This window comes from Pseudomonas sp. Z1-29 (genome assembly GCF_051131995.1).
Classification (GTDB): domain Bacteria; phylum Pseudomonadota; class Gammaproteobacteria; order Pseudomonadales; family Pseudomonadaceae; genus Aquipseudomonas.
In genome coordinates this window covers 4338469-4362998 of sequence record NZ_CP071645.1, presented here as the reverse complement: position 1 = coordinate 4362998, position 24530 = coordinate 4338469, and the positions used below count along the sequence as shown (strand labels likewise).

Annotated in this window: 25 protein-coding genes; 12 read left to right on the top strand and 13 right to left on the bottom strand. The window is 62.0% G+C overall.

Annotated features, from left to right (window positions below):
- Positions 1-32: 32 nt before the first annotated feature.
- Positions 33-821, bottom strand: a complete 789-nt coding sequence (locus tag J3P84_RS19760) for a hypothetical protein (RefSeq protein WP_434569433.1) — start codon at positions 819-821, stop codon at positions 33-35.
- Positions 822-939: 118 nt separating this feature from the next.
- Entirely contained in the window at positions 940-1905 is a 966-nt protein-coding gene (locus J3P84_RS19755; protein WP_434625317.1) for an alpha/beta hydrolase, read from the bottom strand.
- 129 nt (positions 1906-2034) lie between these two features.
- Between J3P84_RS19755 and aroC the strand changes: the two genes are divergently transcribed.
- Genes aroC through mtnC form a run of 5 tightly spaced genes read left to right on the top strand, consistent with a single transcriptional unit; the run spans position 2035 to position 6175 of the window.
- Positions 2035-3126, top strand: coding sequence for a chorismate synthase (gene aroC / locus J3P84_RS19750; RefSeq protein ID WP_434625315.1), 1092 nt, complete (start codon positions 2035-2037; stop codon positions 3124-3126).
- A gap of 34 nt (positions 3127-3160) precedes the next feature.
- Positions 3161-4306 (top strand): MFS transporter, encoded by a 1146-nt coding sequence (locus tag J3P84_RS19745; RefSeq protein ID WP_434625313.1) that lies wholly within the window; start codon positions 3161-3163, stop codon positions 4304-4306.
- Positions 4303-4923, top strand: coding sequence for a methylthioribulose 1-phosphate dehydratase (locus J3P84_RS19740; RefSeq protein WP_434625311.1), 621 nt, complete (start codon positions 4303-4305; stop codon positions 4921-4923). The genes J3P84_RS19745 and J3P84_RS19740 overlap by 4 nt, the downstream gene beginning before the upstream one ends.
- An 18-nt stretch (positions 4924-4941) precedes the next feature.
- Positions 4942-5487, top strand: coding sequence for a 1,2-dihydroxy-3-keto-5-methylthiopentene dioxygenase (locus J3P84_RS19735; protein WP_305496132.1), 546 nt, complete (start codon positions 4942-4944; stop codon positions 5485-5487).
- A gap of 4 nt (positions 5488-5491) precedes the next feature.
- Positions 5492-6175: an acireductone synthase gene (mtnC, locus tag J3P84_RS19730; protein ID WP_434625309.1), complete on the top strand. Its 684-nt coding sequence runs from the start codon at positions 5492-5494 to the stop codon at positions 6173-6175.
- Between the two features lie 87 nt (positions 6176-6262).
- On the opposite strand, the gene J3P84_RS19725 is transcribed toward mtnC, so the two are convergent.
- Entirely contained in the window at positions 6263-6541 is a 279-nt protein-coding gene (locus tag J3P84_RS19725; RefSeq protein ID WP_186637286.1) for a DUF3509 domain-containing protein, read from the bottom strand.
- Between the two features lie 355 nt (positions 6542-6896).
- Here J3P84_RS19725 and J3P84_RS19720 point away from each other — a divergent pair, with 355 nt between their 5' ends.
- The 4 genes from J3P84_RS19720 to J3P84_RS19705 all read left to right on the top strand — a co-directional run bounded on the left by J3P84_RS19720 (position 6897) and on the right by J3P84_RS19705 (position 10215).
- Positions 6897-8720: a long-chain-acyl-CoA synthetase gene (locus J3P84_RS19720; protein WP_434625307.1), complete on the top strand. Its 1824-nt coding sequence runs from the start codon at positions 6897-6899 to the stop codon at positions 8718-8720.
- Positions 8721-8813: 93 nt separating this feature from the next.
- Entirely contained in the window at positions 8814-9332 is a 519-nt protein-coding gene (locus J3P84_RS19715; RefSeq protein ID WP_305496129.1) for an ankyrin repeat domain-containing protein, read from the top strand.
- A 90-nt stretch (positions 9333-9422) separates the two neighbouring features.
- Positions 9423-9953: a hypothetical protein gene (locus J3P84_RS19710; protein ID WP_434569425.1), complete on the top strand. Its 531-nt coding sequence runs from the start codon at positions 9423-9425 to the stop codon at positions 9951-9953.
- Between the two features lie 70 nt (positions 9954-10023).
- Positions 10024-10215 (top strand): PLDc N-terminal domain-containing protein, encoded by a 192-nt coding sequence (locus J3P84_RS19705; protein WP_053149901.1) that lies wholly within the window; start codon positions 10024-10026, stop codon positions 10213-10215.
- 60 nt (positions 10216-10275) lie between these two features.
- Here the strand turns inward: J3P84_RS19705 and J3P84_RS19700 are convergent, their stop codons facing one another.
- The 9 genes from J3P84_RS19700 to gcl all read right to left on the bottom strand — a co-directional run bounded on the left by J3P84_RS19700 (position 10276) and on the right by gcl (position 21269).
- Positions 10276-11475 carry an MFS transporter gene (locus tag J3P84_RS19700; protein ID WP_434625304.1) on the bottom strand — a complete coding sequence of 400 codons (1200 nt, stop codon included), beginning with the start codon at positions 11473-11475 and terminating at the stop codon, positions 10276-10278.
- Between the two features lie 253 nt (positions 11476-11728).
- Complete coding sequence (locus tag J3P84_RS19695) at positions 11729-12727, bottom strand: sulfate ABC transporter substrate-binding protein (protein WP_434625302.1); 999 nt, start codon at positions 12725-12727, stop codon at positions 11729-11731.
- A 93-nt stretch (positions 12728-12820) separates the two neighbouring features.
- Positions 12821-13645: an ion transporter gene (locus tag J3P84_RS19690; protein ID WP_434625300.1), complete on the bottom strand. Its 825-nt coding sequence runs from the start codon at positions 13643-13645 to the stop codon at positions 12821-12823.
- Between the two features lie 21 nt (positions 13646-13666).
- On the bottom strand, positions 13667-14578 hold the full coding sequence (locus J3P84_RS19685) for an urea transporter (protein ID WP_434625298.1): 912 nt from the start codon (positions 14576-14578) through the stop codon (positions 13667-13669).
- A gap of 121 nt (positions 14579-14699) precedes the next feature.
- Positions 14700-16115, bottom strand: coding sequence for a pyruvate kinase (gene pyk / locus J3P84_RS19680; protein WP_434625296.1), 1416 nt, complete (start codon positions 16113-16115; stop codon positions 14700-14702).
- Positions 16105-17385: a glycerate kinase type-2 family protein gene (locus tag J3P84_RS19675; protein ID WP_434625294.1), complete on the bottom strand. Its 1281-nt coding sequence runs from the start codon at positions 17383-17385 to the stop codon at positions 16105-16107. Before J3P84_RS19675 ends, pyk begins: the two co-directional genes overlap by 11 nt.
- A gap of 143 nt (positions 17386-17528) precedes the next feature.
- Positions 17529-18419, bottom strand: coding sequence for a 2-hydroxy-3-oxopropionate reductase (locus tag J3P84_RS19670; RefSeq protein WP_434625292.1), 891 nt, complete (start codon positions 18417-18419; stop codon positions 17529-17531).
- 164 nt (positions 18420-18583) lie between these two features.
- A complete protein-coding gene (gene hyi / locus J3P84_RS19665; protein ID WP_434625290.1) occupies positions 18584-19366 on the bottom strand; it encodes a hydroxypyruvate isomerase in 783 nt (260 codons plus the stop codon).
- A 127-nt stretch (positions 19367-19493) separates the two neighbouring features.
- Positions 19494-21269: a glyoxylate carboligase gene (gene gcl / locus J3P84_RS19660; RefSeq protein ID WP_305496119.1), complete on the bottom strand. Its 1776-nt coding sequence runs from the start codon at positions 21267-21269 to the stop codon at positions 19494-19496.
- Between the two features lie 267 nt (positions 21270-21536).
- On the opposite strand from gcl, the gene J3P84_RS19655 reads away from it, so the two are divergent.
- Positions 21537-21977, top strand: a complete 441-nt coding sequence (locus J3P84_RS19655; RefSeq protein ID WP_434625288.1) for a GlcG/HbpS family heme-binding protein — start codon at positions 21537-21539, stop codon at positions 21975-21977.
- Positions 21978-22186: 209 nt separating this feature from the next.
- Complete coding sequence (locus J3P84_RS19650; protein WP_434625286.1) at positions 22187-22645, top strand: REP-associated tyrosine transposase; 459 nt, start codon at positions 22187-22189, stop codon at positions 22643-22645.
- A gap of 133 nt (positions 22646-22778) precedes the next feature.
- Here J3P84_RS19650 and J3P84_RS19645 read toward each other — a convergent pair whose 3' ends face one another.
- Positions 22779-23387 carry a TetR/AcrR family transcriptional regulator gene (locus tag J3P84_RS19645; protein ID WP_198798355.1) on the bottom strand — a complete coding sequence of 203 codons (609 nt, stop codon included), beginning with the start codon at positions 23385-23387 and terminating at the stop codon, positions 22779-22781.
- Between the two features lie 131 nt (positions 23388-23518).
- Here J3P84_RS19645 and J3P84_RS19640 point away from each other — a divergent pair, with 131 nt between their 5' ends.
- Complete coding sequence (locus J3P84_RS19640) at positions 23519-24433, top strand: DUF808 domain-containing protein (protein ID WP_434625284.1); 915 nt, start codon at positions 23519-23521, stop codon at positions 24431-24433.
- The last annotated feature ends 97 nt before the right edge of the window (positions 24434-24530 follow it).

Below are 24530 nucleotides of genomic sequence, written 5' to 3'. Positions count from 1 at the left end.
CTCGCTCCCACAGGGTTATTCACGCGCTTGGATCAATGCCGCGTCGCAATCCAGATCAGCAATCCCGCCTGGAACATCGCAAACGCCACCAGGCAAGTGATGGTAAAGCGCAAGCCGGTGTCTTCGCGCTTGAACTTGTTGACCTTCTCTTCCTGCTTCTTGAGTTTGACTTCCTGCTCCGCCAGGTTCTGCTCGGCTTGTTGCAGCATCTGCGCGGCTTCGAGAATCTCGACGAACTGCAGCTTCTCGGTGTTCCAGTCGCCCACCAGGTCGCCAACCTGGGCGGCCTTGACGCTGCCCTTGAGATGCTGGGCGTCGGCGTAGACCACCTCGAAGCCGTGGGCCTTGAGGAAGTGATCGCGGCGCAGGCGCGTGTCTTCGTTCAGCGCGTCCTTGTTGTTCAGGTCGCTGCCGTCCACCCGATAGCTCGACCAGCGCTTCTTCGCCCAGGTGATGCCCTGAGCGGCGAGAAAGCGTCCGAGCCCACGATTCAAAGGCTCGACTTGCAAGTTGTCAGGGGAGAAAGACAGACGTTTCTCGACGTGGTCGGCCCAGACGTCCAGATGGTTCTGTTCCTTGCGCACCCGTTGGCCCGGCAACTTGATGCTCATGCGCAGCAAACTGCGCTCCTTGCTGTGACGCTCGGCGTAGCTGAACTCGACAAAGCGCAAGGGCCTCACACCGGTGGCGCGATCGGTCTTGAGCGGGGCCAGCCGGAGCATTTTATGCTGCTCGGCCTGCACATCCGCCCAAGGCTGCTCCACCGCAGGCGCGGCGGCCGGTTCGGCGACGGTGTCGGGAGAAGTTTGAGTCTCAGTCATAACGGCAAAATCCTGTCCAGGCCGGCTTGTCGACAGCCATTGCGCTGCCCGACGTCGGTTTATCGGCCGTTTTCGCCAGGACTGGAGGGCAATTGGCCGGTATGGCGATCAAGTCCGCTCAACGGGAACCGATCGAGCCGATAAAGCGCAGGATCTGCACACCCAGTTCAGCCGCCAGGGGCAGATTGGGGTCTTTATAGGACGCCAGTTGCCGCTTCACGTCGTTGGGCACAATGCGCATCACATGGTTCATGCCCTCGATCAGGGCCAATTGTGCGTCAGGCTTGGCGGCTTTCAGCTGCCTGGCATCCTCGACGCTGACCTGGATGTCATGGCTGCCCTGGATGATCAGCGCCGGCATCTTCAATGCCGCGAAGGCTTGGGCCGGGTCCTGGCGGAACAACGAGATCAGGTAAGGCTGCACACTGGGACGGAAAATCACCTGCAGCTGCGCAGGAACGTCCGCGTCGGGGCGCCCGGCCTTGAGGCTGTCGAGTAACTCGTTGCTGCGCAACATCAGCGCCGGTGGCAAGCGGCTGCTCAGTTGTTGCCGTAGCACCTGGTCGATCGGCCGTGCACTGCCGGACACCGAAATCACTGCCGCAGCGTTGGCCTGGGGCGCGGCGAGGCTGGCGATCAGCGCACCTTCGCTGTGGCCCAGCAGGATCAACGGGCCCAGTCGCGGATCGGCGGCGAGCTTGTGGCTCCAGGCCACGGCATCGGCGACGTAGGCCTCGACGCTGAGGTTGCGCTCGTCCGGCGTGGCGGCGAGGCTGGCGGCCACGCCGCGCTTGTCGTAGCGCACGCTGGCGATGTTGTGCCTGGCGAGTACCCAGGCCAGGCGCTTGAGGCTGTCGTTGCGCCCGCCCTCGGGGTTGTTTCCGTCACGATCCGTAGGACCTGAGCCGGAAATGATCAGGACAACGGGCACCGGTGTGTCGGACTTGGGCAACAGCAGCGAGCCGAAAAGTTCACCGTTGCCGGTGTCGAGGCTGATGGGGCGTTGCAGGACGGTGGCCTGGGCCAGGCCGCTAACCAGGCCTGTCAAGAGGGCAAGACTCAAGGCAAACAGTTTTAACATCATGAAGCCATTAGCTGCGAAGGTGCCGGTTGGACTGGCGCGCACCGATAAGGTTCGAGGATGAACTACTCGGGGAGCCTGCGTATACTGGCGCCCATCTCGATTTTTCAGCGATTCCACGGAGCACCCTGCATGTCCGGCAATACCTACGGCAAGCTGTTCACCGTCACCACCGCGGGCGAAAGCCATGGCCCGGCGTTGGTCGCCATTGTCGACGGCTGCCCGCCGGGCCTGGAGATTTCCCTGGAGGACCTGCAGCGTGACCTTGATCGCCGCAAGCCCGGCACCAGCCGCCACACCACCCAGCGCCAGGAAGCCGATGAAGTCGAAATCCTCTCCGGTGTGTTCGAAGGTCGCACCACCGGTTGCGCCATCGGCCTGCTGATTCGCAACACCGACCAGAAGTCCAAGGACTACTCGGCCATCAAGGACCTGTTCCGCCCGGCCCACGCCGACTACACCTACCATCACAAATACGGCGAGCGCGACTACCGTGGCGGCGGTCGCAGTTCGGCCCGGGAAACCGCCATGCGCGTAGCGGCCGGGGCAATTGCCAAGAAGTACCTGGCCAGCCAGGGCATCGTCATTCGTGGCTACATGAGCCAGCTGGGCCCGATCGAAATCCCGTTCAAGACCTGGGATTCGGTGGAGCAGAACGCCTTTTTCAGCCCCGACCCGGACAAAGTCCCCGAGCTTGAAGCCTACATGGACCAGTTGCGTCGGGACCAGGATTCGGTCGGCGCGAAAATCACCGTGGTCGCCGAAGGCGTGATGCCTGGCCTGGGCGAGCCGATCTTCGACCGTCTCGACGCCGAACTGGCCCATGCGTTGATGAGCATCAACGCAGTCAAGGGCGTGGAGATCGGCGCCGGTTTCGCCTGTGTCGCCCAGCGTGGCACCGAACACCGCGACGAGTTGACTCCCGAGGGATTTCTGAGCAACAACGCCGGCGGCATCCTTGGCGGCATCTCTTCGGGCCAGCCGATTGTTGCCCACCTGGCGTTGAAGCCGACGTCCAGCATCACCACGCCGGGACGCTCGATCGACATCCACGGCAACCCGGTGGATGTCATCACCAAGGGCCGCCACGACCCTTGCGTGGGCATTCGCGCAACGCCGATTGCCGAGGCGATGATGGCGATCGTGCTGATGGACCACCTGTTGCGTCATCGCGGACAGAACGCCGACGTTCGGGTCGGCACGCCGGTGTTGGGTCAGCTTTGATGGCTGGCCTGCCGACCGCCGTGGCCTGACGACCATGGCGGCAGTGCCGTACTGGCGGCTTTCCAGCTTCTATCTGTTTTACTTTGCGTTGCTCGGTTCGACCGCACCGTTCCTGGCGCTGTATTTCGATCACCTCGGGTTCAACGCCGCGCGCATCGGCGAGCTGGTGGCGATTCCCATGCTGATGCGTTGCGTCGCGCCGAACCTCTGGGGCTGGCTGGGTGACTACACCGGCCGGCGCCTGGCAATCGTGCGGTTTGGCGCGATCTGTACGCTGCTCAGTTTCTCGCTGATCTTCATCGACAAAAGCTACGCCTGGCTGGCGATGGTCATGGCGCTGCATGCGTTCTTCTGGCACGCGGTGCTGCCGCAATTCGAAGTCATCACCCTGGCCCACTTGAGCGGGCAGGCGGCGCGCTACAGCCAGATCCGACTGTGGGGCTCCATCGGCTTCATCATCACCGTGGTCGCGCTCGGTCGGTTGTTCGAATGGTTGAGCCTGGACATCTATCCCGTGGCGCTGGCGTTGATCATGGGTGGCATCGTGCTCAGCAGTTTCTGGGTGCCCAACGCCCAGCCCGTTCAGGGGCCGCGGGTGGCCGGGGACGGTTTCCTGCGGCAGTTGCGCAATCCGGGCGTGCTGGCGTTTTATGCCTGCGTCGGCCTGATGCAACTGAGCCATGGGCCGTATTACACCTTCCTGACGTTGCACCTGGAGCGCCTGGGCTACAGCCGCGGATTGATCGGCATGCTCTGGGCCGTCGGCGTGGTCGCGGAAGTGCTGGTTTTCCTGCTGATGAGCCGGATCCTGGCGCGGTTTTCCGTGCGCCGGGTGTTGATGGCCAGCTTCCTGCTGGCGGCGCTGCGCTGGTTGCTACTGGGGTCGTTGGCGGAGTTTCTCTGGGTGCTGTTGCTTGCCCAGGTCCTGCACGCAGCGACCTTTGGCAGCTTTCACGCCGCTGCCATCCATTTCGTGCAACGTAGCTTCGGTTCACGCCAGCAAGGTCAGGGGCAGGCGCTGTACGCCGCGCTGGCCGGAACCGGCGGGGCGTTGGGCGCGTTGTATTCCGGCTACAGCTGGAATGCCCTGGGCGCCGGTTGGACTTTCAACATCGCCAGTCTCGCAGCCTTCGCCGCAGCCGTTATCATTGCCACACGCATGCAAGAGGACAGGCCATGAGCCTTACCCGTGAACAACTCACCCGGGAAATCATCGACGCCGGGCGTTTTCTGTATGGTCGCGGCTGGTCCCCGGCCACCAGCAGCAATTATTCGACCCGGTTGTCTTCCGACCAGGCCCTGCTCACCGTTTCCGGCAAACACAAGGGGCAACTGGGCGTCGACGATGTGCTCGCCACCGACCTGGATGGCAACAGCCTGGAGCCGGGCAAGAAACCGTCTGCCGAAACCCTGTTGCACACGCAGCTGTATCGCTGGCGGCCGCAGATCGGCGCGGTGCTGCACACCCATTCGGTGAATGCCACGGTGCTCTCGCGCTTGACCGGCGCAGACTTCATCGACTTCGAGGACTACGAGCTGCAAAAGGCCTTCAGCGGAGTCACGACCCATGAGTCCCAGGTTCGCGTGCCGATTTTCGACAACGACCAGGACATCGCGCGTCTCGCCGCCAAGGTTCAGCCCTGGCTCGACGCGCACCCCGATTGCGTCGGTTATCTGATCCGTGGGCACGGCCTGTACACCTGGGGGCCGGGCATGAACGATGCGCTGCGGCAAATCGAGGCGTTCGAGTTCCTGTTCGAATGCGAGCTCAAGACTCGCACACTCCTGAACCGTTAAATTGCTGGAGCCATGACCATGAGCAGCCTGTCCGTCTATCACGTTTCAAGTCCCGAGATTCCGAACAAGGTCCTGACCCATTTCGAAGACATCGCCGCGACCCTCGCCGAAAAAGGCGTGCGCTTCGATCGTTGGGAAGCTGCGACGAAGATCCAGCCCGGCGCCAGCCAGGAGGAGGTGATTGGCGCCTACCGGACCCAGATCGACAAACTCATGACCGAGCGCGGCTATGTCACGGTGGATGTCATCAGCCTCAACAGCGACCACCCGCAAAAAGCCGAACTGCGCGCCAAGTTTCTGGATGAACACCGTCACGGCGAGGACGAAGTGCGCTTTTTTGTCGCCGGTCGTGGCCTGTTCACCTTGCACATCGACGACTACGTCTATGCGGTACTGTGCGAAAAGAACGATCTGATCTCGGTGCCCGCCGGTACGCCGCATTGGTTCGACATGGGCGAACACCCACATTTCGTCGCCATTCGGCTGTTCAATAACCCGGAAGGCTGGGTCGCCAAGTTCACCGGTGATGAAATCGCCAGCCGTTTCCCGCGCCTGGAGGACTGAGCCCGTGACGATCAAGGCCATCCTCACCGACATTGAAGGCACCACCAGCGCCGTCAGTTTTGTATTCGACGTGCTGTTTCCCTATGCCGCCCGACACCTGCCGGATTTTGTCCGGCACAACGCCGGGCGTGCCGACGTCGCGGAGCAACTGGACGCCGTGCGCCGCGACAGTGCCGAGCCGGACGCAGACGTCGAACGGGTCATCGCGATCCTGCTGGGCTGGATTGCCGAAGACCGCAAGGCCACGCCGCTCAAGGCCTTGCAGGGTATGGTCTGGGAGCAGGGATACACGGCCGGCCAGTTGAAAGGGCACGTTTATCCTGACGCGGCGCAGGCGCTCGAGGCCTGGCATCAGCAAGGTTACCGGTTGTTTGTCTATTCCTCGGGGTCGATCCAGGCACAGAAGCTGATTTTTGGCTGTTCCGAGGCTGGCGACCTGTCGCCGTTGTTCAGCGGTTATTTCGACACCACGTCGGGAGCCAAGCGGGACGCGCAGTCGTATCGGCGAATCAGCGAGGCGATGGGGATCGCGCCGCAGGAAATCCTGTTTCTGTCGGATATCGTCGAGGAACTGGACGCGGCCAGGAATGCCGGAATGGCGACCTGTGGATTGGCCCGCGAGGGCGGTGATCTGGCCGGCCACACGACGGTTGAAAGCTTCGCGCAGATCGAACCTTCGCGCTTCTGAACGCCTTCTGACGGCTAAAAAAAATCAGGCCATGGAACCGCTGGGTTCCATGGCCTGTCTTTGTTCAGAGCTTGAAGCTGGTTGCTGTCAGGCGCTGTGATAGGTCGGCAGCGCGAAACGGTGCTGGCTCTGCAGCATCGCGACCGGTGGCAGTTCGCTGGCCTGTTCAGCCAGATCACGGCGAATGGCACTGATCGCCCAGGAGAGTTGATCCCCGGCATGCAACTGAGCGTAGGAAATCGTACGCTTGAACAGTTTGCCATCGCTGTTGCGCAAGGTCAGCAGAATGCCGCCGTCCGGGCGAGGCTGCGTGGTGACTTCGTAGTTGGAAAACAGCGATGCAAACTTCTCTTGAATCATGTTCATAGTTGACTGCTCCATGGTATGGCAAACCGTGGAGGGGTAGTTGCAGTGTCTATGCCAGCATTGTAATTATAAAAAATGCCTTTAAAAACAATAAGTTAATATTTTCAGGGTTTTTTGTATTCGTGCATCTTGCATGAACGGCCATCGTGCATCCTGCATTTTGCGGGGATGCCCGATTATTTTTGGAACCAAACCGCATCCTGGCGCTCCCGCTTCGCCTGTTCCCCGCAGCGGATACAAAACATTGCAAAAACCGCATGTACAGCACCGGAATCGCTGGCGTAATTTCCCTCCAGATTCGCCCAACCCATAACAAGAACCGCGGCCCACAAGGTCGAACGGGGAAGGATCGTCCATGAGTCGTACACCCAGCGACGCTATTACCTGGGGGATGATGCTGCGCAAACTGCCCGTCATCGCCAGAGTTGTTCCGCGAATCATCAAAGGCCTGAAACTCGCCAACGTCCAGGACCCCACCCAGCCTTGCGGCCTTGGCTGGTGTTTCGAACAGGCCACGCAACGCAATCCCCACGGCCCGGCGCTGCTCTGCGGCGACACGGTGCTGTCTTACGCACAGGTCAACGAACAGGCCAATCGCATTGCCCATTACTTGCTGGCGCAAGGTCTTGGCAAGGGCGACTGCGTGGCGATTGTTCTGGAAAACCGCCCGCAGCTGCTGATTACGGTGTTGGCGGTGGCGAAGGTCGGGGCGGTGAGCGCGATGATCAACACATCGCAAACCGGAGATGCCCTGGTGCACAGCCTGGCGCTGGTCGCGCCGGTGGCGGTGGTGGTCGGGGATGAACGGGTCGCTGTCTTCAACGACGTGCGCGGCCGAACGGCGCTGGCGGATGCGCGGACCTGGTGGGTTGCCGACCAGGACAGTGGCGCGGTTCCGTACGGATTCGTCGACCTGATGGTCGGCAGCGAGGATTACCCAGGCGATAATCCGCTTGGCAGGCAGGTGTTTTACAACGACCCCTGTTTTTATCTCTACACCTCGGGCACCACCGGGTTACCCAAGGCCGGCGTATTCCGCCATGGACGCTGGATGCGCACCTCCACCAGTTTTGGCCTGATCGCCCTGGACATGCAGCCCGATGACGTCGTTTATTGCACGCTGCCGCTGTATCACGCCACCGGCCTGTGTGTGTGCTGGGGCGCGGCAGTTTGCGGTGCCTCGGGGTTCGCCATCCGCCGCAAGTTCAGCGCCAGCCAATTCTGGAGCGACGTGCGTCGCTACCGAGCGACCACGTTGGGTTATGTCGGCGAACTGTGTCGCTACCTGATCGAGCAGCCCGCCAGCGCCGACGACCGGCGGCATGAGGTCCGGAAGATGATCGGCAACGGCTTGCGCCCGGGCGCCTGGCTGGCCTTCAAGACCCGCTTCGGGATTGGCCATATCTGTGAACTGTATGCGGCCAGCGACGGCAATATCGGCTTCACCAACATCCTGAACTTCGATAACACGGTCGGGTTTTCCCTGATGGGTTGGGAACTGGTGCAGTACGACCATGACAGCGGTGCGCCCTTGCGCAACCTGCAAGGGCGCATGCAGAAAGTCCCCAAGGGCGAGCCGGGCCTGCTGCTGGCGCGCATCGACGACAAGGCGCCGCTGGATGGCTACACCGATCCGGCCAAGACCGAAAAAACCGTCTGCCGAGACGTCTTCGTCCCAGGCGATCGTTATTTCAACACCGGCGACCTGCTGCGCAATATCGGCTTCGGCCACGGGCAGTTCGTTGATCGCCTCGGCGACACCTATCGCTGGAAAGGCGAAAACGTCTCCACCACCGAAGTCGAAAACGTGCTCCTGCAACATCCACAGATCGCCGAGGCGGTGGCCTACGGCGTGGAGATCACCGGAACCAACGGCCGCGCCGGGATGGCCGCGATCACCCCGGCCGAGTCCCTGGCGACCCTGGATTTCAGCGAGCTGCTGCAATTTCTGCAAGGCAAGCTGCCGGCCTACGCGGTGCCGCTGTTCCTGCGGATCAAGGTGAAGATGGAAACGACCGGCACGTTCAAGTATCAGAAAACCCGCCTCAAGGCCGAAGCCTTTGACCCCTGCCTCACGGGCGAGGAACCGATCTACGCCTGGCTCCCCGACACTTCGACCTACGTGCGGGTGGACCAGCAACTGGCGACGCTGATCCAGGGTGGGCAGTACCGCTATTGATTGTGGCTATGGCTCTTGCAGAGAAAAAAGGGATGACAGGCTTTGAGTCCCTCGGGAAACTAGCGGCTTTGCAAAAGCCAGAGGAAGTTGTCCATGTCCGATACAAGCCGCCAGATGACCCCGGAAGAAGCTGCGGAGTTTGCCGAGCAGGTATTCAACGTCGCTCGTCAGGGCGATGCCGCGATGATGGCCGCGCTGTTGAGCAAGGGCCTGCCGCCGAACCTGCGCAATCACAAGGGCGACACCTTGCTGATGCTGGCCGCGTACCACGGGCACGTGGAGACGGTAAAAGTGCTGCTGGAGAATAAGGCCGATCCGGAAATCCGCAACGACAACGGCCAGAGCCCGATTGCCGGTGCGGCGTTCAAGGGCGATCTGGCGGTGGTTTCGGCCCTCGTCGATGGCGGCGCGCAAGTCGAAGGCTCCTCGTTCGATGGCCGCACGGCGCTGATGATGGCGGCGATGTTCAACCGAGTGGAAATAGTCGATTACCTGATCAGCAAAGGCGCCGACCCGAAGGCCAAGGATGCCAACGGCGTCTCGGCGCTGGACGCGGCCAGGACCATGGGCGCGGTGGACACCACGGCGCAGTTGGAAAAGTTGTTGGGCTGAAGCCTGGCTCCCTGGCCACAGGGTTCCTGACTTGACCTGGGGTGATGCGCTATCCTGCGCGCCAGAAAATTCAGCCACAGGATCCGCCCCATGAAAGCCGCACTCGTCGAACTCATCAGCAAAATCAGCTCCGGCTGCCTGGGCGAGGCGGACATCGAGAAAATCGCCGACGAAGCGGCCCAGGCCTACGCCGACCCGGTGACGTTCCTGGCGGCGAACCCGGACATCAACTATGACGACAGCTTCCCGATCCCGCTGGGGGAGTGGGTGGTGGTAGGCAGTCTGCCGGACACCGTGCTGTTCCAGGCCGACTCCTACGTCGACCTGTTCGAGCAGATCGTCGCCTCGTTCGGCCCTGGCGTCGCGTTCAACCTCAAGCCCAAGCAACTGGCGAAGACCGAGGCGCTGACCGCGCTCAATCGTATCCAGATTCAGATGAGCAGCCTGAACAAGGAGAGCGGCGGCTACGTGCTGATGAACTTCAGCCAGTTGCTCGACGATGAATTGCAGATGGTGCTGGTGTACGGCAACGACGTGCCGCGTGTGCTGGAGCTGTGTGGCGAAGTCGGCATCGCCGCGGCCCCCGCCCTGGAAGCGCTCAAGATCGCGGTTCACGTCTGAAACAATAAACGGAACCCTTGCCCGGACCCCGCTATCCTAAGTGTGCATACCACCATTCGGGAGCGACACCATGGGTTCCACTTTCAACGGCCTGATTGGCCTGATCATCCTGGCGCTCGATATCTGGGCGATCATCAATGTGCTCAAGAGTGGCGCGGGCACCGGGGCGAAAGTCCTGTGGGTGCTGCTGATTCTCCTGCTGCCGGTGTTGGGCCTGATCATCTGGGCGATTGCCGGGCCGCGGGGCAACGTGCGGGTCTGACCGCTCCATGAAAAAAGCCCGACAGGTCCTGGCCTGTCGGGTTTTTTTTGCTCGACGGTATCAGGCCGTCGCCAGCGAAGCCTTCTGCGAAGCACTCAGGAAACGCAACAGGGCCAGCAACGGGAAGGCGCTACCGATGATCACCACCCACAGCCAGCCGCCATGTTCGTAGACGGCACTGGCGATGGACGAACCGAAAGCGCCGCCAACAAAGATGCTGGTCATGTACAGCGCGTTCAGGCGGCTGCGGCTTTTTGCGTCAAGGGCGTAGATGGTGCGCTGGCCCAGGACCATGTTCATCTGCACGCAGAAATCCAGGACCACGCCGGTCACCGCAAGGCCGATCACGCTATAAGCGGGATGGATGAACGCCGGCAGGAAACTCAGGCTGGCGAACAGCATGGCCAGCAGCGAAGCAATTCGGGTGTGGCCGGCGTCCGCCAGGCGGCCGGCAATCGGCGCGGCGACGGCACCGATGGCGCCGACCAGCGCAAACAGCGCAATTTCAGTCTGGGACAAACCATGGTTGCGCGACAGCTCCAGGGGGACGGCGGTCCAGAACAGGCTGAACGTGGCAAACATGCACGCCTGGTACAAAGCCCGCTGGCGCAACTGCGGTTGCTGGCGTAACAGGGTGCCGAGCGAGCCCAGCAGTTGCGCGTAGGAGGCGCGGTGCTCGGGCTGGCGCTTGGGCACGGTGAATGCCAGGACGATGCTGATTGCCGCCATCAACGCGGCGGCGATCATGAACATCGCCCGCCAGCCAAGGTGATCGGCGACAAGGCTGGACACCGGCCGCGCCAGCAGGATCCCCAACAGCAGCCCGCCCATGATCCCGCCCACGACCCGCCCCCGGGATTCTTCCGGCGCCAGGTGCGCCGCCAGCGGAATCAGCACTTGTACCGAGACGGAACTGAACCCCACCAGCAATGACACCAGCAGGAACACGTTCGGCTGCTCGGTAAACGCCGCGCCCAGCAGGCTGGCGATTGCCACCACGGTGGTGAGAATCATCAAGCGCCGGTTTTCCAGCAAATCCCCCAGCGGCACCAGGAAAAACAGGCCCAGGGCGTAGCCGATCTGGGTCAGCGAGACGATCAGGCTGGCCATGGTGCTGGACAGGCCAACGTCGGGCGCGATCAGTTCGATGATGGGTTGGGCGTAGTAGATATTGGCAACGATGGCGCCGCAGCAGAAGGCAAACAGCAGGACCATGCCCCGGGTCAGGGCAGCGGGCGAGGCGGGTGAATGAGCACTCATGGCAATCTCATCGATCGATTGAAAGGGATGGCGAGAGGCTAAAGACTTGCAGGGCACTGGAACAGGGCTTGGGGTTGATAGCAGTCATGCCTGCGGTTGATGGTAGAACGCGCCAGAGGGAATGTGAAAGTGCTCTGGTGGAGAGGGAGCTTGCTCCCGCTCGGTTGCTCGGCAACCGCCTGAATGGGGCTGCTACGCAGCCCAGCGGGAGCAAGCTCCCTCGCCACAGGACCGCGTTCAGCTCACTATTGCGTCACTGCCCGCTATAGATCTGGTCAAAAATCCCACCATCGTTGAAATGGGTCTTCTGCACGGTGCGCCAGTCGCCGAAGGTTTTTTCCACCGAGAGGAAATCCACTTTCGGGAAACGGTCGGTGTATTTGGCCAGCACCGCCGGGTCGCGAGGGCGCAGGTAGTTGGCGGCGGCAATTTCCTGGCCTTCGGGCGACCACAGGTATTTGAGGTACTCCTCGGCGGCGGCGCGGGAACCTTTCTTCTCGACGACTTTATCCACAACGCTCACCGGTGGCTCGGCTTCGGCGGAGACGCTTGGGTAGACCACTTCGAACTGGTCGCGACCGAATTCACGGGCGATCATTTCCGCTTCGTTCTCAAAGGTCACCAGCACATCGCCGATCTGGTTGGTCATGAACGTAGTCGTCGCGGCACGACCGCCGGTGTCCAGCACGGGGGCCTGCTTGAACAGCTTGCCGACGAAATCCTTGGCCTTGTTCTCATCGCCGCCATTCTTCAGCACATAGCCCCAGGCCGAAAGGTAGGTATAGCGGCCGTTGCCCGAGGTTTTCGGGTTGGGCACGATCACTTGCACGCCGTCCTTGAGCAGGTCCGGCCAGTCCTTCAGCGCTTTCGGATTGCCCTTGCGCACGATAAACACGGTGGCCGAGGTGAACGGCGCGCTGTTGTTCGGCAGGCGGGTGACCCAGTTCTCTGGAACCAGCTTGCCGTTGTCGGCCAAGGCATTGATGTCAGTCGCCATGTTCATGGTGATGACATCCGCTGGCAGCCCATCGATTACCGAGCGCGCCTGCTTGCTCGAACCGCCAAAGGACATCTGCACGGTGATGCTTTCGTTGTGCTCGGCCTGCCAGTGTTTCTGGAACGCGGCGTTGTAGTCCTTATAGAAATCCCGCATCACGTCGTAGGAAACGTTGAGTAGAGTCGGGGCGGCGTGGGCCAGGCTGCCGAACGCCAGGCCGGCGGCGAGGAGGGAGGCGCCAAAGAAATTCTTCACTGCGAGGTCCTTTTTATTGGCAAGGGATGCGGGCGATAAGCCAGCACCCTAGCGATTAGCTTATAGGTCATCAAGAATTAAAAAGTGCTTTGCTTATTCCAACTTCTTAAAAAGTGCGTTACCGCAACGAGAACAGAAAGCAGCGCCATGGTCGTGGTTGTTTTTGCTGCACACCGGGCAATTGTGCTTGAGCTGGTCACCGCGCATGGCGGTGGCCAGTTCCGCAGTGAAGATACCCGTCGGTACGGCGATGATCGAGTAGCCGGTAATCATCACCAGGGACGAAACCACTTGGCCCAGCGGCGTCTTCGGCACGATGTCGCCGAAGCCTACGGTAGTCAATGTCACGATAGCCCAATAGATGCCCTTGGGAATGCTGGTGAAACCATGCTCGGGGCCTTCGATGACATACATCAGGGTGCCAAACACCGTCACCAGTGTCGACACGCTGACCAGGAACACGATGATTTTCTGCTTGCTGCCGCGCAGTGCGGCCAATAGATAGTTGGCCTGCTTGAGGTAGGGGCTGAGCTTGAGAACGCGGAAAATCCGCAGCATGCGGATGATCCGTACGATCAGCAGGTACTGGGCATCGCTGTAGTACAACGCGAGGATGCCCGGCACGATCGCCAGCAGGTCCACCAGGCCATAAAAGCTGAACGCATAGCGCAGCGGCTTGGGCGAGCAGTACAGGCGCAGGCCGTATTCAACGATGAAAATCAACGTGAAACCCCACTCGATGTAGGCCAGCAGGGCCGCGTAGTTCTTGTGCACGCTGTCGATGCTGTCGAGCATCACGATCACCAGGCTCGCGAGGATGATCAACAGCAGCGTGCTGTCGAAGCGCCGGCCGGCCACCGTGTCGGTCTGGAAAATGATCACGTAGAGGCGTTCACGCCAGTTGTTGTTGCTGTCCATAACCTTCGCCTGAACCAATGATCAGCGCAGCCTAGGGTGATTGCCCCGCAGAGCGCAAGGCGCGATGTCGCGACAGGCTGGGTGCCAAAGCCGCGCGGTGGCATGCACCAGCCAGCACGCGAGAATGAAAGGCGCCGTCAATGGCGCCACGCCCAGCGCCGCGAAACCCGGTGCGAGAAGGACCGCCAGCAGCACGCCCGCCAGCGGCTGCCATGGCCCGCGTGCGTATTGGCCGAGAGCCAGGGCCGCTAACGCCGGGTTGTAGCCGCCCAGGCCGGACAAGGTGTGCGGGCTGTCGTGCAGCCAGGCAAAGGCAAAGCCTGCGACGGAACCGAACAGCGCCCAGCCTGCGGCGCGACGGTTGGCGATCAGCAGGCCGATGGTGATCAGCACACCAGCCAGAGGCTGGTCGAGAAACATGACCTGGCCCAGGCCGTTCAGCGGGGCAAGCAACAGGTTGGGGAGTGTCTGCTCTAGTGCTGCGGGCGAGGGCGCAGGCGGGGCGAGACCCAGCAGCAACCAGCCGAGCCCGACGAAAGGCACGGTGTAGGCGGGCAGGCAGCGTGGGCCTCGGGTGCGCTTGAGCCACTGTTGGGTGAGCATTGCGCTGAGGCCGCCAGCGGCGATGATCAATGGCGGCAACAGGGCTGACCAAGGCAATGCCAGGCTCAGCAGCAAACCCAGCAGGATGCCGTTATAGCTGAACAGCCCGGCCTGCCGATCCTCCTTGGCATAACCACGTCGTTGGGCCGTCAGCAATCCGGCCACGCCGCCCAGTAGCGCGCCGCCGAACAACGCTGGCGCGGTGAGCAGAATCGCCAAGAGGCAGAACAGGCCGCACAGGGGATGGCGCTGGAGGAAAATCTGGCTGAAGCCGTTGAGCAGGGCGGTGGCCCAGTCTGGGCAGTGGGAGGATGAAGAATGGTTGGGCATATGGGTCAGGGATAAGGGAGCACTGTGGCGAGGGAGCTTGCTCCCGCTCGGTTGCGTAGCGACCGCAAAAAAAGGGGCCGCTACGCGACCCAGCGGGAGCAAGCTCCCTCGCCACGGAAAATCAGATGAGGGTCTCGATACGCAGCGAGTTGGTCGACCCCGGCTGCCCGAACGGCACGCCGGCGGTAATCAGCAGGGTGTCGCCACGCTGGGCCATGCCCTGGGCCTGGGCGATTTCCAGCGCGGTGGAACACACTTCGTCCACCTGCCGCAGCCGATCGTTGACCACCGAATGCACGCCCCACGCGACGGTCAGGCGACGGGCCGCCTGCAGGTTGGGCGTCAGGTTGAGGATCGGCACCGTCGGCCGTTCCCGCGCCGCGCGCAGGCTGGAGCTGCCCGACTCGCTGTAGTTGACCAGCACCGCCACGGGCAGCACGTTGCTGATCCGGCGGATCGCGCAACTGATGGCGTCCGACACCGTGGCCTCGGCTTTCGGTCGGCTGACGTCGAGTTGTGCCTGGTAGTCCGGGCCGTTTTCCACCTGGCGGATGATCTTGCTCATCATCTGCACAGCTTCGAGGGGATAGTCGCCCGAGGCGGTTTCCGCCGACAGCATCACCGCGTCGGCACCTTCGGCCACGGCGTTGGCGACATCGGTGACTTCGGCGCGGGTCGGCGCCGGGGAGAAGCGCATCGACTCAAGCATCTGTGTCGCCACCACCACCGGTTTGCCGAGGGCGCGGCAGGTGCCGATGATGTTTTTCTGAATCTGCGGCACGCTCTCGGCCGGCACCTCGACGCCCAGGTCACCTCGGGCAACCATGATCGCGTCGCTCAGTTCGGCGATTTCCCGCAGTTGCGCGACGGCCGAGGGCTTCTCGATCTTGGCCATCAGGAACGCCTTGTCGCCGATCAGCGCGCGGGCTTCGCGAATGTCCTCGGGACGCTGCACGAATGACAGCGCCACCCAGTCCACGCCCAGCTCCAGGCCGAAGCTCAGGTCGCGGCGGTCCTTGGCGGTCAGTGGGCTCAGGTCAAGCACGGCCTGGGGCACGTTCACGCCCTTGCGGTCCGACAGTTCGCCACCGTTGAGCACCTCGGTATCGATGGCGTCGGTGTGTCTGGCGGTTACCCGCAGGCGCAGCTTGCCGTCATCGAGCAGCAAGTCCATGCCCGGCTCCAGCGCGGCGATGATTTCCGGGTGGGGCAGGTTGACCCGACGCTGATCGCCCGGCGTCGGGTCCAGGTCCAGGCGCAAGGCTTGACCGCGCTGCAACAGCACCTTGCCATCGGCGAACTTGCCGACCCGCAGTTTTGGTCCTTGCAGGTCCATCAGGATGCCCAGCGGGTAATTGAGCTGCTGCTCGACTTCACGGATCCACTGGTAGCGCTGGGCGTGGTCGGCGTGGTCGCCGTGGCTGAAGTTCAGGCGAAAGATGTTCACTCCGGCCTGCACCAGTTCGCGGATGTCATCGATCCCACGGGTGGCGGGGCCGAGTGTCGCGAGGATCTTGACCTTCTTGTCAGGCGTCATTTTTCGGGTTCTCGAGGATCAGGATGGCGCGAAAATCGTTGACGTTGGTGCGGGTCGGCTCGGTGATGATCAACCCGTCCAGCGCGGCGAAGTAGCCGTAGCCGTTGTTGTTATCCAGTTCATCGCTTGCGTTAAGGCCCAGCTCGGTGGCGCGGCGATAGCTGTCCGGGGTCATGATGGCGCCGGCGTTGTCTTCGGAGCCGTCGATGCCGTCGGTGTCGCCCGCCAGTGCATAGATGCCGGGGTGGCCCTTGAGGCTGTCGGTCAGGCTCAGCAGGAACTCGGCGTTGCGCCCGCCACGGCCATTGCCGCGCACGGTGACCGTGGTTTCGCCGCCGGAGAGGATCACGCACGGCGCAGCCAAGGGCTGGCCGTGGAGGGCGATTTGCCGGGCGATGCCGGCGTGGACCTTCGCCACGTCCCGGGATTCGCCTTCCAGGTCACCGAGGATCAATAGGCTGAAACCGGCCTGGCGAGCTTTCACCGCCGCGGCTTCGAGGGATTGCTGAGGGCGGGCGATGAGCTGGAAATGACTGCGCGCCAGGCTCGGGTCGCCGGGCTTGACGGTCTCCGATTCCGGACTTTGCAGCCAGGTGCGCACCGAGGCCGGGATCTCGATGCCGTAGCGCTTGAGAATCGCCAGCGCGTCGGCCGAAGTGCTGGGGTCGGCCACGGTGGGGCCGGAGGCGATAACCGTGGCGAGATCGCCGGGCACATCGGAAATCGCGTAGGTGTAGACGGTCGCCGGCCAGCAGGCCTTGCCCAGTCGGCCACCCTTGATCGCCGAAAGGTGCTTGCGCACGCAATTCATCTCGCCAATGGTGGCGCCGGACTTGAGCAGGGCCTTGTTAATCGATTGCTTGTCGGCCAGGGTGATGCCGGCCGCCGGCAAGGCCAGCAACGCCGAGCCCCCGCCGGACAGCAGGAAGATTACCCGGTCGTCTTCGTTGAGGTTGCTGACGAGTTCGAGCACCCGTCCGGCCACTTCCAGGCCAGCGGCGTCCGGTACTGGATGAGCGGCCTCGACCACTTCGATTTTCTCGCAGGGCGCGCCATGGCCGTAGCGGGTCACCACCACGCCGCTGACTTCGCCGTGCCAGCAGCGCTCGACCACTTGCGCCATGGCCGCGGCGGCCTTGCCGGCACCGATGACGATCACCCGACCGCTGCGGTCTGCGGGCAGGTACTGTTCGAGGACGTGCTGCGGATGGGCCGCGTCGATGGCCGTGGCAAACAGCTCGCGCAGCAATTGTTGCGGATCGACCGACATGGCGGGCTCCCGATTTTTATTATTGGCTGAGGCGACTCGGTTACCTGTGGGAGCGAGCCTGCTCGCGAAGGCGGTCAACCTGCCAATCAAGCGTTGACTGACACACCGCTTCGCGAGCAGGCTCGCTCCCACAGGGGCAGGGCCTATTTGTCGCGAATCGAGAAATTGGCCATATTCTCCAGCCCCTTGATCAGCGCCGAGTGGTCCCAATTGCTGCCACCCATGGCCGCGCAGGTGCTGAACACTTGCTGGGCGTTGGCGGTGTTGGGCAGGTTGATGTTCAGCTCCCTGGCGCCTTGCAGGGCCAGGTTCAGGTCCTTCTGGTGCAGGCTGATGCGGAAGCCCGGGTCGAAGGTGCCCTTGATCATGCGCTCACCGTGCACTTCGAGGATCTTCGACGAGGCGAAACCGCCCATCAACGCTTCACGGACCTTGGCCGGGTCGGCGCCGTTCTTCGAGGCGAACAGCAGGGCCTCGGCCACGGCCTGGATGTTCAGCGCGACGATGATCTGGTTCGCCACCTTGGCGGTCTGGCCATCGCCGTTGCCGCCCACCAGGGTGATGTTCTTGCCCATCGCCTGGAACAATGGCAGCGCGCGCTCGAACGCGGCGCTGTCGCCACCGACCATGATGCTCAGGGTCGCGGCCTTGGCGCCGACTTCACCGCCCGATACAGGGGCGTCGAGGTACTGCGCGCCTCTTTCGTTGATCTTCGCCGCGAACGCCTTGGTGGCGGTGGGGGAGATCGAACTCATGTCGATCACCACCTTGCCCGCGCCCACGCCGGCCGCTACGCCGTCGGCGCGGAACAGCACGTCCTCGACCTGGGGGGTATCCGGGACCATGACGATGATGAACTCGGCCTCCTGGGCGACTTCCTTCGGGTTGGCCAGCGCCACCGCGCCGCCTGCCACGAGGTCGGCCGGGGCAGCGTCGTGATGCTGGGTCAGGAACAGGCTGTGCCCGGCCTTTTGCAGGTTCAGTGCCATGGGGTGGCCCATGATGCCGGTGCCGATGAATCCGATTTTAGCCATGTGGAAAATCCTCTCTTGTTTAAGGTGCCCCGCGGATTCTGTGGCGAGGGAGCTTGCTCCCGCTGGGCCGCGAAGCGGCCCCAGAAATCCATCGGTAAAAAAACATGCGTCTGCTTCGCAGCCGAGCGGGAGCAAGCTCCCTCGCCACAAAAGCTCGTGTCAGGTCAGATCGCGTTATGGGTCTTCAGCCAGCCCAAGCCTGCTTCGGTCGTGGTGAGCGGCTTGTATTCGCAGCCGACCCAACCTTGATAACCAATGCGATCCAGGTGTTCGAACAGGAACCGATAATTGATCTCGCCGGTGCCGGGCTCGTTGCGGCCCGGGTTGTCCGCCAGTTGCACATGGTTGATCTCGCCCAGGTGCGCCGACAGCGTCCGGGCCAGGTCGCCTTCCATGATTTGCATGTGATAGATGTCGTATTGCAGGAACAGGTTGGCGCTGCCCACCTGTTCGCGGATCGACAGGGCCTGGGCGGTGTTGTTCAGGAAAAAACCCGGGATGTCGCGGGTGTTGATGGCTTCCATCACCAGCTTGATGCCGGCGCCCTGGAGCTTCTCGGCGGCGTACTTCAGGTTGGCGACGAAGGTTTTTTCCGCCAGCGCTTCGTCGCACTTCTGCGAACGGATCCCGGCCAGGCAATTGACCTGGGTGTTGCCCAACACCTTGGCATAGGCAATCGCCAGGTCGACCCCGGCGCGGAACTCCTCGACCCGATCCGGCAGGCAGGCGATACCGCGCTCACCCTTGGCCCAGTCGCCGGCCGGCAGGTTGAACAGCACTTGGGTCAGGCCATGGGCATCGAGCAGGGTCTTGAGTTCAGCGGAGCTGTAGTCGTAGGGAAACAGGTATTCGACACCACTGAAACCGGCCTTGGCGGCCGCTTCGAAACGGGCGAGGAAATCCTGCTCGGTAAACAGCATGGACAGGTTGGCGGCGAAACGCGGCATGGTGGTCTCCTGTAAATAGTTGGCAGGTCCCTGTGGGAGCGAGCCTGCTCGCGAAAGCGGTATGTCATTCAACATTCAATAAAGGGTAGATCGCCTTCGCGAGCAGGCTCGCTCCCACAAGAGAAGGTCAGTCGAGCAATGAAATCGCGGTGGGTGCATCGTTGCCCACCAGCGCCAGGTCTTCAAATTCATTGACGGCGTTGATCTCGGTGCCCATGGAAATGTTGGTCACCCGCTCAAGGATGATCTCGACGATCACTGGCACCCTGAACTCTTCGATCATCTCCTGGGCCTTGCGCAGCGCTGGCTGGATACCTGACGGTTCGAACACCCGCAATGCCTTGCAACCCAGGCCCTCGGCCACGGCGACGTGGTCCACGCCATAACCGTTGAGCTCCGGGGCGTTGAGGTTGTCGAACGACAGCTGCACGCAGTAGTCCATGTCGAAGCCGCGCTGAGCCTGGCGGATCAAGCCCAGGTAGGAGTTGTTCACCACGACGTGGATGTAGGGCAGCTTGAATTGTGCGCCCACCGCCAGTTCTTCGATCATGAACTGGAAATCATAGTCGCCCGACAGCGCCACGACCTTGCGATCCGGATCGGCCTTGACCACTCCCAGCGCGGCCGGAATGGTCCAGCCCAGGGGACCGGCCTGGCCGCAGTTGATCCAGTGGCGTGGTTTGTAGACGTGGAGGAACTGCGCCCCGGCGATCTGCGACAGACCGATGGTGCTGACATAGCAGGTGTCCTTGCCGAACACCTGGTTCATTTCCTCGTAGACGCGCTGCGGCTTCACCGGCACGTTGTCGAAATGGGTCTTGCGTTGCAGGCTGGCCTTGCGCTGTTGGCAATCCTGAAGCCAGGCGCTGCGGTTCTTCAGCTTGCCGGCGGCTTGCCATTCGCGGGCCACTTCGATGAACACGGTCAGGGCCGAGGCTGCGTCGGAAACGATGCCCAGGTCGGGGGTGAATACCCGGCCGATCTGGGTCGGTTCGATGTCGACGTGAATGAACGTGCGGCCTTCGGTGTAGACGTCCACCGAACCGGTGTGGCGGTTGGCCCAACGGTTGCCGACGCCCAGCACGACGTCCGACTTGAGCAAGGTGGCGTTGCCGTAGCGGTGCGAGGTTTGCAGGCCGACCATGCCGACCATCAACGGATGATCGTCCGGGATCGTGCCCCAGCCCATCAAGGTCGGGATCACCGGGATGCCGGTGAGCTCGGCAAACTCCACCAGCAAATCGCTGGCATCGGCATTGATGATGCCTCCACCCGCCACCAGCAATGGGCGCTCGGCCTGGTTCAGCATCGCCAAGGCCTTCTCGATCTGCACCCGGTTGGCGGCCGGCTTGGCCAGGGGCAGCGGCTGATAGGCGTCGATGTCGAATTCGATCTCGGCCATCTGCACGTCAAACGGCAAGTCGATCAGCACCGGGCCCGGACGGCCGGAGCGCATCTCGAAGAAAGCCTTCTGAAAGGCGTAGGGCACCTGTCCCGGCTCCAGCACGGTAGTCGCCCATTTGGTCACGGGCTTGACGATGCTGGTGATATCCACCGCCTGGAAATCTTCCTTGTGCATGCGGGCGCGGGGCGCTTGCCCGGTGATGCACAGGATCGGAATCGAGTCGGCCGAAGCGCTGTAGAGGCCAGTGACCATGTCAGTGCCCGCCGGCCCCGAGGTACCGATGCACACACCGATGTTGCCGGCCTTGGTCCGGGTGTAGCCCTCGGCCATGTGCGAGGCGCCTTCAACGTGGCGAGCGAGGACATGATCGATGCCGCCAACCTTTTGCAGGGCAGAGTACAGCGGGTTGATCGCGGCGCCCGGGATGCCGAAGGCGGTGTCCACGCCTTCACGGCGCATCACCAGGACGGCGGCTTCGATTGCTCTCATTTTGCTCATTGTTTTGTGCCTCTTACGTTTTGTAATTGTATACAAGTGGCTGTTGTTCGGAGTTTATTCACGGCAGACGGCTAAGGTCAATTGATTTTCTCAAGCAGCTGTTTGGTTCGTCAGATGCCAGATTTTGCTGATGCCTTTTGTAGTTTAAGACGGATAGTGAAAATTATTGTATACAAAAATTATGTTTGTTGTGTTCTATTTGCTGAATTCGGTTTTGCTGAAAGTAAAGCCTCGAGGCTCTCCCATGACTAAAGAAGGACAGCACCCATGAGCGATCTCACCTTGAAAATCGCCGTCAGCCTGGCGGGGCAAGCCCTTGCCGCAGGCCGCGAGATCAGCGCAGCCCCCTTGACCGTCGCGGTCCTGGACAGCGGCGGACACCTCGTAGCCTTGCAGCGCGAGGACGGCGCCAGCCTGTTACGCCCGCAAATTGCTATCGGCAAGGCCTGGGGCGCGATCGCCCTGGGCAAGGGCTCACGCCTGCTGGCCCAGGACGCCCAGCAGCGCCCGGCGTTCTTTGCCGCTTTGAACGGCATGGGCCAAAGCAACATCGTGCCGGCACCGGGCGGAGTGTTGATCAGGGATCAGGACGGGAAGGTGCTGGGGGCGATTGGTGTCAGCGGGGATGTTTCGGATGTGGATGAGCAGGTGGCGGTCAGGGCGGTGGAGGTGTCGGGGTTGAGGGCGGATGTGGGGGTTGCTGTTTGATTATGTAGTGACTGGACTGGCGCCATCGCGAGCAAGCTCGCTCCCACAGGGTTGGGTGTTGGACACATAATTTAAGAAATGCGCAAATCCAATGTGGGAGCGAGCTTGCTCGCGATGACGATCTACCCGACACATCCTGCGAAGAGTCTGTCCGGCGTTCAAAATCCACTGGCCTAGCCTTTGATGACCTGATCATTGGAGGCGCAGGAATGTCTGACCTACCCGCTTCACACCGCTTGCGAACCGGCCGCTACGGTGAGTTGAGTCGAATCTATTTATTGACCACTAACACGGCTGATCGAAAGCCCGTCTTCCATGATTTCGCTTTAGGCAGATTGGTCGTTGAACAATTTCGATGTGCTGAGGATAAACGATGGGCAAAGTCATTAGCCTGGGTGGTCATGCCGGACCATTTTCATTGGCTGGTTGAGTTGCAACAAAGCTCACTGAACGAGCTGATGCAAAAGACCAAGTCCTTGAGCGCTCGGGCAGTAAACATATCCACCGGCTATAGAGGCAGCCTTTGGCAGCCGGGATACCATGAACGAGCATTGAGGCAGGAGGATGGATTGATAGTTATGGCGCGCTATGTCGTCGCCAACCCACTGCGGGCAGGCCTGGTGAAGCGGCTTGGCGACTATCCGCTGTGGGATGCCATCTGGCTTTGACTTGAAACCGAGGCGTTGCCTTCGCGAGCAGGCTCGCTCCCACAAGGGATTCAGGTTGCTCGCAGATTCTGAATTCACAGCAAAACCCTGTGGGAGCGAGCCTGCTCGCGAAAGCGGCGACTCGCTCCAGAGCCTAGCGATCCACCTCACACCCCTTCAAAACCAACCGGATAATCGTCTGCGCCGCCGCTTCGTAATCCGCTTCGTCGAGCTTGGCCTTGCCGGTCACGGCGCTGATCTGCCAGTCGAAATCGGCGTAGGTCTGGGTGGCGGCCCAGATGCTGAACATCAGGTGGTTGGGGTCGATGGGGGCGATTTGGCCGCGGTCGATCCAGGTCTGAATGCAGTCGATGTTGTGCCGGGCCTGGGCGTTGAGTTGTTCGACCAGGTCGGCGCTGAGGTGCGGGGCGCCGTGCATGATTTCACTGGCGAAGACTTTCGAGGCGAAGGGCAGGTCGCGGGAGATGCGGATCTTGGAGCGGATGTAGTGGCTCAATACTTCGCCCGGCTCGCCGTCGGCGTTGAAGGGCGTGGAGGCCTGGAGGATCGGCTCGATGATGCTTTCCAGGACCTCGCGGTAGAGGTTCTCCTTGGATTTGAAGTAATAGTAGACGTTGGGTTTGGGCAGGCCCGCCTTGGCCGCGATGTCGCTGGTTTTGGTCGCGGCGAAGCCCTTGTCGGCAAACTCTTCGCTGGCGGCACGCAGGATCAGTTCTTTGTTGCGCTCGCGGATAGTGCTCATAAACCCTGGGGTTCCTTGCCGGTTCTGGCGGTGGCGCATGGTAGCACCGGCCTCGCGGGCCGCTCAAGAATGCCCCAAGTCGGCGCCGCTCGCGGTATGCTGCGCAGCATTATTGTTCAAGGAGCCCCTCCATGGCTGGAAGCAGTTTGCTGGTTTTGATCGACGACATCGCCACCGTGCTCGACGATGTGGCGCTGATGACCAAGATGGCCGCCAAGAAAACTGCCGGCGTGCTCGGCGACGACCTGGCGCTCAATGCCCAGCAAGTCGCTGGTGTGCGGGCCGAGCGGGAGCTGCCGGTGGTCTGGGCGGTGGCCAAGGGTTCCTTCATCAACAAGCTGATCCTGGTGCCGTCGGCGCTGGCAATCAGTGCCTTCGTGCCTTGGCTGGTGACACCCCTGTTGATGGTGGGCGGTGCCTACCTGTGTTTCGAAGGGTTCGAAAAACTCGCCCACAAGTTCCTTCACAGCAAGGCTGAAGACCAGGCCGGGCATGCGCAACTGGTGGAGGCGGTGGCCGACCCAGCGGTGGACCTGGTGGCCTTCGAAAAGGACAAGATCAAGGGCGCGGTGCGCACCGACTTCATTCTCTCGGCGGAAATCATTGCCATCACCCTCGCCACTGTCGCCGATGCGCCGCTGACCCAGCAGGTTATCGTGCTGTCGGGCATTGCGATTGTCATGACTGTCGGCGTGTACGGCCTGGTGGCGGGGATCGTCAAGCTCGATGATCTGGGCTTGTGGCTGACCCAAAAGCCTGGCCAGGCCGCCAAAAGCATCGGCGGCGCCATCCTGCGCGCCGCGCCCTACATGATGAAAAGCCTGTCGGTGATCGGTACGGCGGCGATGTTCCTAGTGGGCGGCGGCATCCTGACCCATGGCGTACCGGCGGTGCATCACTGGATCGAAGGCGTGGCGGCTGGTGCCGGCGGCGCCGGGTTCATCGTGCCGATGCTGCTCAATGCGGTGGCGGGGATTGTCGCGGGTGCGGCCGTGTTGGCGGGTGTGCTCGTAGTGGGCAAAATCTGGAAAGCGCTGAAAGGCTGAGTCCGGCAACACAAAACAACTGTGGGAGCGAGCTTGCTCGCGATAGCGGTGTATCAGCCAATGCAAATGTAGCTGAACCGACGCCATCGCGAGCAAG

Bases quoted from the DNA above. Each gene is read 5' to 3' on its own strand.
- J3P84_RS19760 (WP_434569433.1), bottom strand. From the start codon at position 821: ATGACTGAGACTCAAACTTCTCCCGACACCGTCGCCGAACCGGCCGCC.
- J3P84_RS19755 (WP_434625317.1), bottom strand. From the start codon at position 1,905: ATGATGTTAAAACTGTTTGCCTTGAGTCTTGCCCTCTTGACAGGCCTG.
- aroC (WP_434625315.1), top strand. From the start codon at position 2,035: ATGTCCGGCAATACCTACGGCAAGCTGTTCACCGTCACCACCGCGGGC.
- J3P84_RS19745 (WP_434625313.1), top strand. From the start codon at position 3,161: ATGGCGGCAGTGCCGTACTGGCGGCTTTCCAGCTTCTATCTGTTTTAC.
- J3P84_RS19740 (WP_434625311.1), top strand. From the start codon at position 4,303: ATGAGCCTTACCCGTGAACAACTCACCCGGGAAATCATCGACGCCGGG.
- J3P84_RS19735 (WP_305496132.1), top strand. From the start codon at position 4,942: ATGAGCAGCCTGTCCGTCTATCACGTTTCAAGTCCCGAGATTCCGAAC.
- J3P84_RS19725 (WP_186637286.1), bottom strand. From the start codon at position 6,541: ATGAACATGATTCAAGAGAAGTTTGCATCGCTGTTTTCCAACTACGAA.
- J3P84_RS19720 (WP_434625307.1), top strand. From the start codon at position 6,897: ATGAGTCGTACACCCAGCGACGCTATTACCTGGGGGATGATGCTGCGC.
- J3P84_RS19715 (WP_305496129.1), top strand. From the start codon at position 8,814: ATGTCCGATACAAGCCGCCAGATGACCCCGGAAGAAGCTGCGGAGTTT.
- J3P84_RS19710 (WP_434569425.1), top strand. From the start codon at position 9,423: ATGAAAGCCGCACTCGTCGAACTCATCAGCAAAATCAGCTCCGGCTGC.
- J3P84_RS19705 (WP_053149901.1), top strand. From the start codon at position 10,024: ATGGGTTCCACTTTCAACGGCCTGATTGGCCTGATCATCCTGGCGCTC.
- J3P84_RS19700 (WP_434625304.1), bottom strand. From the start codon at position 11,475: ATGAGTGCTCATTCACCCGCCTCGCCCGCTGCCCTGACCCGGGGCATG.
- J3P84_RS19690 (WP_434625300.1), bottom strand. From the start codon at position 13,645: ATGGACAGCAACAACAACTGGCGTGAACGCCTCTACGTGATCATTTTC.
- J3P84_RS19685 (WP_434625298.1), bottom strand. From the start codon at position 14,578: ATGCCCAACCATTCTTCATCCTCCCACTGCCCAGACTGGGCCACCGCC.
- pyk (WP_434625296.1), bottom strand. From the start codon at position 16,115: ATGACGCCTGACAAGAAGGTCAAGATCCTCGCGACACTCGGCCCCGCC.
- J3P84_RS19675 (WP_434625294.1), bottom strand. From the start codon at position 17,385: ATGTCGGTCGATCCGCAACAATTGCTGCGCGAGCTGTTTGCCACGGCC.
- J3P84_RS19670 (WP_434625292.1), bottom strand. From the start codon at position 18,419: ATGGCTAAAATCGGATTCATCGGCACCGGCATCATGGGCCACCCCATG.
- hyi (WP_434625290.1), bottom strand. From the start codon at position 19,366: ATGCCGCGTTTCGCCGCCAACCTGTCCATGCTGTTTACCGAGCAGGAT.
- gcl (WP_305496119.1), bottom strand. From the start codon at position 21,269: ATGAGCAAAATGAGAGCAATCGAAGCCGCCGTCCTGGTGATGCGCCGT.
- J3P84_RS19655 (WP_434625288.1), top strand. From the start codon at position 21,537: ATGAGCGATCTCACCTTGAAAATCGCCGTCAGCCTGGCGGGGCAAGCC.
- J3P84_RS19650 (WP_434625286.1), top strand. From the start codon at position 22,187: ATGTCTGACCTACCCGCTTCACACCGCTTGCGAACCGGCCGCTACGGT.
- J3P84_RS19645 (WP_198798355.1), bottom strand. From the start codon at position 23,387: ATGAGCACTATCCGCGAGCGCAACAAAGAACTGATCCTGCGTGCCGCC.
- J3P84_RS19640 (WP_434625284.1), top strand. From the start codon at position 23,519: ATGGCTGGAAGCAGTTTGCTGGTTTTGATCGACGACATCGCCACCGTG.